This is a genomic window from Paenibacillus maysiensis (assembly GCF_000520815.1).
GTDB classification, from domain to species: domain Bacteria; phylum Bacillota; class Bacilli; order Paenibacillales; family Paenibacillaceae; genus Paenibacillus; species Paenibacillus maysiensis.
Genome location: NZ_ASRY01000215.1, coordinates 1 through 1,447, shown reverse-complemented (window position 1 = coordinate 1,447; position 1,447 = coordinate 1). Strand labels below are relative to the sequence as shown.

At 41.7% G+C, this 1,447-nt stretch carries 2 protein-coding genes; both read left to right on the top strand.

Annotated elements, in window-relative coordinates; genetic code table 11:
• The coding region (locus L696_RS30965; RefSeq protein ID WP_245233372.1) for a hypothetical protein at positions 1-297 on the top strand (297 nt) is incomplete at its 5' end.
• Complete coding sequence (locus tag L696_RS0115665) at positions 294-1,445, top strand: Ig-like domain-containing protein (protein ID WP_025684493.1); 1,152 nt, start codon at positions 294-296, stop codon at positions 1,443-1,445. The genes L696_RS30965 and L696_RS0115665, both read left to right, overlap by 4 nt.
• The last annotated feature ends 2 nt before the right edge of the window (positions 1,446-1,447 follow it).

The following is a 1,447-nucleotide window of genomic DNA, read 5'->3' as shown; positions in this document are numbered from 1 at the left end:
AGATTAATGTTCTATGATACGAAGCTGGAAATTTTGGATGCTACTCATTTCAAACCTTTTCGGTCAATGATGGCAGATGTACAACCTTATCGTAAAAGCTTTTCATTTGAAGATGGCTACACACTGGAGACGACATATCGAGCTTTCTGTCCACTGGAATCCTTATTGCTGTCGAGCTGCTATATTCGAGTGAACGATAACATTTTTATTATTTTGGACATGAAGGAAAGGAGTGATTATATGGAGTGTTACCTGTATCGCTGTAAGCCGAATTTTGTATTGGAGGTGGAGGAATGACAAGGAGTCTAGAACCGATGCTTGATTTCTTTCTGCGAGAGAAAGGCGAACATGTGCATATCAATAGTGTAAAGCAGCTTGCTCTGATCCGAGATGCGGCAGATACCATTCGAATGACAGATGAAAAAATTGTTCGGGCAGCGACACCCTTACATTCAGGAGATATCGTGGATTATCGCTACGAACGATATTTAATTACCAGTCAAGTGGATCAAAATGAAAAGTCGTGTCGAGGCAGGATGCGGAAATGCAATCAATGGCTGGCTTTAAACTGGATTGGACAGGTGAAGTGGTTTGATGCTGTGGTGGAAGCCAGAACATTTTCAACGGAAACAGGTAAAGTTATCTCAATACCGGAGGGCAACATTCTGGTCAGTCTACAGGACAATACAGATACGAAGGGCATTACATTAAGCCAACGATTTTATATGACTCATCAGCCATTTAAAGTGACTGGAATTGATCACACGATAAATGGCATCATCCAGTTAAACTGCACATTGGATAGTATAAATACAGCTTACGATGACGTGGAAAATAACATTGCAGACAGATGGAAATATGAGATTGCTCATACATACGCATTACATATCAATCAGGGCACGATAGCCCATGTACGGCTCAACGAAACGTTATCTTTGAATGTAACCGCTACGGATAATGGGAATGAGATGGTTAATCCAGTCATAACTTTCATTTCAAGCGATCCGAATGTGGTTAGCGTAGACCAGCAAGGTCGGGTTATGGGCATCGCTTTGGGACAAGCAAGTATCACCGCGAAATTAACGTATCACCCAACAGTACGAAGTACTATTGAAATGAGAGTCATTGAAACGGAAACGCATATCTATTCGATAACCATTATCGGTAATCCTACGCTTAAAACAGGCCAAAGCACCTCATACGTCAGTCATATCTATGATCATGGAACAGAGGTGTTTGACCAGGCGGTGGAGTGGAGCCTGCGAAATCAAGATGATTCGACTCCTACTAAGGGAAGCATGACAGCGAGTACAGGAAATAGCGTAACCATAAAAGCAGGAAGCAGTAGTGGAGCAATCAACAAAGTCCTTGTGTTGACAGCCACCTTAGTAAGTGATCCTAGCATTACCGTAGAAAAGAACATTAGCCTTAAAAATTTATTCTAAGC

What these genes read in the sequence shown, in the direction of transcription:
- L696_RS0115665 (WP_025684493.1), top strand. Translation starts at nt 294, where the DNA reads ATGACAAGGAGTCTAGAACCGATGCTTGATTTCTTTCTGCGAGAGAAA.